The sequence below is a fragment of the Serratia sp. 506_PEND genome (assembly GCF_001076875.1).
Classification (GTDB): domain Bacteria; phylum Pseudomonadota; class Gammaproteobacteria; order Enterobacterales; family Enterobacteriaceae; genus Serratia; species Serratia marcescens.
In genome coordinates this window covers 22,647-28,646 of the sequence record NZ_JVEL01000605.1, presented here as the reverse complement: position 1 = coordinate 28,646, position 6,000 = coordinate 22,647, and the positions used below count along the sequence as shown (strand labels likewise).

Sequence of the window (6,000 nt, the reverse complement as noted above, 5' to 3'; positions counted from 1 at the left end):
TGGCCCTTGAGCGGTGCCAGCAAGGCCAGTTCAGCGGCGTCCGGGTAGCCGCGGGCGGCGTAGGCGGTGTTTTGGAAATAGCTGTCGGCGCGCTGATAGGCGTTGTAATACAGCGCCTTGTTCATCCAGTTAAAATCGAAAGCCAGGCCGATCGCTTCCCGTACCCGACGATCGGCGAACAGCGGTTTTTGCAGATTGAACGCCAGCCAGCGGGTATTCTGCGCCGCCTGGTTGGTCTCGTCTTGCTTGATGATGTAGTTGCGCGCGAAGTTGACGCCCTGATATTGGGTGGCCCAGCTTTTGGGCGACGGCTCGATGCGGAAATCGTAAGCGCCGGCCTTGAAGGCTTCCAGCGCCACTTTATCGTCCAGGTAATAATCGTAGCGAATGCTGTCGAAGTTGTAGCGGCCGCGGTTCACCGGCAGATTGGCGGCCCAGTAGTCGCGCACCCGCTGATAGATGATGTACTGGCCGAGGCGGTAATCGCCGATTTTATACGGGCCGCTGGCGAGCGGCGGGGTGCTGAGCGGTTCGTTGAGCTTATGGTTTTTCCAGAAGCTTTCCGGCAATACGCGCAGGCTGAGCAGGCTGAGGATTTGCTCACGGTTCGCCTTAGGCAGCTCGATGCGCACCGTCAGCCGGGAAATGGCCTTGACCGTGACGCCTTTGTAAAAGGAGCGAAACTGCGGTACGCCTTCAGTCATGAATTTATTGAAGGTAAAGGCCACGTCGGCGGCGGTGATCGGGCTGCCGTCCTGGAAGCGGGCGCGGGCGTTGATATCCAATTCCATCCAGCGCATGTCGGCCGGGAAACGGGCCGATTCGGCAATCAGCGGGTAATAGCTGCCGGGTTCGTCGTCGGAGTTGGTGAACAGCGTATCGTACAGCTCCATCGTGCGCTCGCCGGGCACGCCGCGGGTAGCGAAGCGGTTGAAGTTGTCGTAGGTGCCGATGGCCGCCAGCCGCACGTCGCCGCCCTTGGGCGCCGCCGGGTTGACGTAGTCGAAATGGCTGAAGTCGGTGGCGTATTTCGGTTCACCGAGAAGGGCGAAAGCGTAGCTTTCGTTGAGGGCTTCGGCCCGCAGACCGAAGCTCAGTGCCGAGAGCACCAGAGCAGCGAAAATGCGCACGGACATCAGACGGTAAGCTCCTGCTGTGGAATAAAGTACAGCCTGCGCCCAGCATAACATTCTTCGGGCGGGCGCAGGGTAAAGATGCTTAAAGATTAACTATTTTTTTCCTGATAATCAAAGACCTGATGAGTATTGCAGTAAGCGACGAAATCATCGATGCTCAGCGGCTTGCTGAAGTAGTACCCCTGCATGAAATTGACGCCGTGCTCTTGCAGGAACTGCATCTGCTCGGCGGTTTCCACGCCCTCGGCCACCGTCAGCATTTTCAGCTTTTTCGCCAGCGAGATCACCGCATCCAGCACCGGCGCGGTGACCGTATCCTGGCCGATGGTGTTGACGAAGCCACGGTCAATCTTCAGATAATCCATGGTGAAGCGCTCAAGATAGATCAACGCGCTGTGCCCGGTGCCAAAATCGTCCACTGCGATCTCGATGCCCTGTTTGTGCAGCCAGTCAAACTCCGCCAGCGCGCTCTCTTCTTCCACCATGCCGCGTTCGGTGATTTCAAACACCAGCGTAAAGTAATCGCCCGGCAGCTGCGTCAACAGTTCATACACGTCCTGGTGGAACGACGGCGCGCTGAGGTGGGCGGGGGAAATGTTGAGGCCAACTTTACCTCCCCGTGGCAGCGCTTTGGCGAGCTGTGGCACATCTTCGGCGATCAGCCTGAACAGGTGGCGGGTAAGCGGCACGATCAGCCCGTTGCTTTCGGCGTAGGGGATAAAGACATCGGGCGGGATACGGCCCTCGATCGGATGCTGCCAGCGGATCAGCGCTTCCAGCCCGCCGATGCTGTTGCTGTCGGTATGGAACACCGGCTGGTATTCGATAAAGAACTCGTTGCGCTTGATGCCACGCAGCAGCGCGCGTTCCGGGCTTTGCCGCAGCAGCAGCATGTAGTAGCAGAGTACGCCGGTCATCAATGACAGCACCAAGCTGCCCAGCAGCGTCAGGCGAATGTCGTTGGGGGTCAGTTTCTCGTTGTAGAACAGGATGGTCAGCGGCAGATTGGGCATCGTCAGGGTATCCGCCTTGCCCTTCGGCAGCTGATTGACCGGCATCAGGTTCGGGCTGAAAGTGGTCAGCGCGCGGTTGCCCATCACGATGGCGATGCCCGGCGCCTGTTCGTCGTGCGAGGTGAACAGCAGGTAGGGCATCAGATCGATGTCCAGCGTAGCGAGGATGCCGGTGGCCTTTTCGCCGGGATGCCGCAGCCAAATCGCAACCGCCGGTTTGTTTGGCACCATCGGCGTACCCTGCTGCAGCTTGAGATCCAGAGGCAGATCCCAGTCGATATCCTGGTAGATATTTTTCATCGGCAACATCATGTCGCCCGTGGCGGAGGAGCAATAGGCGTAGCCGTCCTTCACCAACAGGAAGGTGCGCACGCCGCTGGTAAAGGCCGCCTGGTAGGTAATGTCCGACTGGCTGGAGAGGCAAGGCTTGTCCAGCAGCGGCATCATTTGCCGCATCACCGCCGTCAGATGCGAGATATAACCCAGCGTGAACTTTTGCGTGCGCGCTTCGACCTTATGTTGATATTGCGTGCGCTGGTGATTGATCAAAGAAAGCGTGACCGCGGTGAATAGCGTAAAAAATACCAGGGCGGCGACACCGCTTTTAGCCAGGCTGCGTTGTCGGTGAGACACGCTGCGGGCGAAAGCTCTTTTCAAGCCCATAACCGAGCCCTCTGCAACAGGGCGTCAGGCGTGTCGCGCAGCCAGTTAATGGATTGTGCCAGCGGCTTTTTTTTCATTTTTGCCTTTTTATCCCGTACCAACCGGCGGCGCCGTTTAAATATGCGGCGTCGCCGACAGAAATATCATGCGCATAATATCAGCGGAAACGTTTTAAATAACGCCGGGGCGCCGTTGCCGTCATCTGACGATAATAGGCGAGTTTTTCCTCGACGGCGCGATTTCCTGCCAACAGTTTATCAAAATAACGACGTGCGGCAGTGTTAAGTGGGGAACGGTGACGATAAGGCAGGGATCAATCTTGATGATACCCGTTCGACAGCCCCAAAAAAAAACGCCGCCCGTGGGCGGCGCTTATCGCTCGTTTGGTATTCAGGATCTTCAGGGCGTTGCGCCGTCAGCCGTTGGTCAGCACCCGGCGCGCTTCTCGATAACGTTTATTCCAATAGTTATCGGTCAGCTTGGAAATCATGACCCCACTGCTGGTGGAGGCGTGAACGAACTGATCGTTGCCTAAATAGATGCCGACATGGCGCCCGGTAGAACCGGCGCGGAACAGCACCAAATCGCCGGCGCGCAGCTTGGTGCGCTGGATTTTCTTGCCGAGATCTTCCTGTTCATAGGTTGAACGCGGTAAATCCATGCCGAACTGTTCGCGGAAGGTGCGCTGCACAAACGCCGAGCAATCGATGCCGCGCTTGGTGTCACCGCCTAAGCGGTAGCGAACGCCTTTCCAGTCCGCGTACTGATCCATAATCTTTGACTTGACGTCAACGTTGCGGACCATCGCTTCGAATTCATCCTGAGAGGCTTGCAGTAAAAGACCGTCTTTGTCATTAACTGCACGCATCTCAGTTTGTGCGTTATTCAAGTTCGAAGTGTGAGTCGAGCTGCACGCTGACAGCATAACCGCAGCGGCAATTGCAGGGACTACCCGCAAAAAATATCTCAGAAACGGTTGAGATTTGACCATTGTTGTTGTTTTCCCTTGAAGTCCTTAACGACGAAAGTCGCTACCTGAAAAATGCCAAACGAAACGAGCCTAGTCCGCACCTGTTGCATCGACAACCAGTTACCGTTAAAAACGTGCGAGAACGCACATTTTTATCGGATTTCATACTGATTCGACTTAAACCAGGCACAAACGCATCTGAGATTACCGGAACCAATAGGGGATTGCGAGCCTTTTTCCCGTCTTTTTTATATGAATTTGTGATGTAACATAATGTAAATCTTCATATAAAAAACGCCAATTGTCCGATGTATGAATCTGGCGTGAAATCAGGTTGCAAAAGCGTTAACGAACGGCGGGGAAATTTTTGCGCGCGGCGAGGGGGAGAGGACGGGAGGCGGGCGCCTCCCGGAATGAGTCATAGACACAAATTATGGTTGGCCGGGGCGATGCTTGCCGGGCAACAGGCGATTCAACCGATCGACGATCCAGTCGCTGCAAGGCGTCATCAGCACCCAGCTGGCGCCAACCAGCACTACGGACAATGAGCCGACGGCGATATCGGTAAACCAGTGGGCGCCAATCATCACGCGCGGCAATGAGAAGACCACCGTAATCAGCAGGGCGACGGCGAAGGCGCCGCGGCCGAAATAGCGCAGCATAAAGCAGGAAAAAATAATCAGCATCATGCCGTGATCGCCGGGGAAGCTGTCGCCGGAAGCGTCCTTGGTGGGGATGCCGGTCAGCTCGCTGACGCGATGGATATTGTCAAAGGTCAGGGTGGGGCTTGGATGTTTCACCGGCAGCAGGTGGCCAAGCTGGTTCAGCACCACGGCGGTCAGCAGCATCACCACGCCGGTGATCACCAGGCGGCGGCGGCCGGCGGCGTCCTGCTTCAGATAAAAGTACAGATACAGCAGCCCCATGGCGAGCAGCGAGATCGCGTCGAACGCGCGGTTGTTGGTGATGGCGACCAGATGTAAAAACGCCGGGTCGGTGGCCAGATGGCGGTTAAAGAAGAAGAAAATCGCCGAATCCAGGGTAAACCAGCCGCCGTGATTGGCCGGCAGGAACCAGGACAGAAACAGCGCAACGCCCAGTAAGTTGAAGAAGAGAATGAGGGGTAAATTGCGGCGTGTCATGACATAACCTGTTGGAAAAATGAAAACGAAATAAAACCCGGCTACCCTGCGGCAACCGGGGGGCAACGGTACGGGGTCTAACTTAAACGAATCTTAAACAAGTCGGATTGCAGGGCATTCCAATCGGCATTTTCGCTGTGGATAAGCTCAATTCGGCTGTCGAGCGGCGCGACCGGGCGGGTTTCGATGTTGAGATCCTGCCCCTGACGATTGATCAGCAATGTGCCTTCGGGGATGCGCACCACGCCTTTGGCGCGTTCGACCGGCGCGAGTCGCACCCATTCCATGAAGCCGACGGTGTCGAACCGGGTATCGCCGTCAAAAATCCAGCCGCAGCTGGTGAAGCCTTGCCCTTCATTCAACGCTCGCCGCCAGCGGGCGTGCTCCGGCAGCCGCAGCGCCGCCAGCCCCTGCTTTTTCGCCTGACCATGATGATGCTGCGCGTCCGGCAATTCTGTACGATTCGTGCGCGGAAGTGACAACAGCGCGACATCCGCTTCGCCTTGCGCGATGGCGTAGCAGGGCCGTTGCAGCGGGTCTTGCGCCTTCCAGGCCTCCAGCGCCAGCCTGTCTTCCGGCCGGTAGGTATCGCTTTTGCTGGCCAAAATAATATCGGCCGCGGCCAGCTGATCGCGGAAGTTTTCGTTGTCGCGGTAGCGGGGCTGGCTGAGCTGGCGGGCATCCAGCAGGCACAGGGTGGCCTGCAGATCGATCCAGCCGGCATAACTCTCCTGGGTCAGCAGCGACAGGATTTGTTTCGGATGCCCGAGCCCGGTCGGCTCGATCAGCAGCCGATCCGGTTTGGCCTGCTGCAACAGCATATTCAAGCCCACCTGCATCGGCAGGCCGTTGACGCAGCACATGCAGCCACCGGGGATCTCTTTGAGCACCGCGCCGCTGTCCGCCAGCAGCGCGCCGTCAATGCCGATCTCGCCGAACTCATTGACCAATACCGCCCAGCGTTCATGTTCGGGCTTATGAGCCAGCAAATGGCGGATAGTGGTGGTTTTGCCGCTGCCGAGGAAGCCGGTAATCAAATTGGTTTTGGTCATTAATAATTCCTGGCGCAAAAATTA

5 protein-coding genes are annotated in these 6,000 nt (G+C 57.1%); all 5 read right to left on the bottom strand.

The genetic code is table 11. The features are described from left to right. On the bottom strand, nt 1-1,136 hold a 1,136-nt coding region (locus ADK28_RS27595), incomplete at its 3' end, for an extracellular solute-binding protein (RefSeq protein ID WP_048797229.1). A gap of 89 nt (nt 1,137-1,225) precedes the next feature. Then, nucleotides 1,226-2,812, bottom strand: a complete 1,587-nt coding sequence (locus tag ADK28_RS27590; RefSeq protein ID WP_033639835.1) for a cyclic di-GMP phosphodiesterase — start codon at nt 2,810-2,812, stop codon at nt 1,226-1,228. 415 nt (nt 2,813-3,227) lie between these two features. Next, on the bottom strand, nt 3,228-3,803 hold the full coding sequence (mepS, locus tag ADK28_RS27585) for a bifunctional murein DD-endopeptidase/murein LD-carboxypeptidase (RefSeq protein WP_025303553.1): 576 nt from the start codon (nt 3,801-3,803) through the stop codon (nt 3,228-3,230). Between the two features lie 410 nt (nt 3,804-4,213). Then, nucleotides 4,214-4,924, bottom strand: coding sequence for a phosphatase PAP2 family protein (locus tag ADK28_RS27580; RefSeq protein ID WP_016926976.1), 711 nt, complete (start codon nt 4,922-4,924; stop codon nt 4,214-4,216). A 77-nt stretch (nt 4,925-5,001) separates the two neighbouring features. After that, nucleotides 5,002-5,976 carry a CobW family GTP-binding protein gene (locus tag ADK28_RS27575; protein ID WP_048797228.1) on the bottom strand — a complete coding sequence of 325 codons (975 nt, stop codon included), beginning with the start codon at nt 5,974-5,976 and terminating at the stop codon, nt 5,002-5,004. Nucleotides 5,977-6,000: the final 24 nt, after the last annotated feature.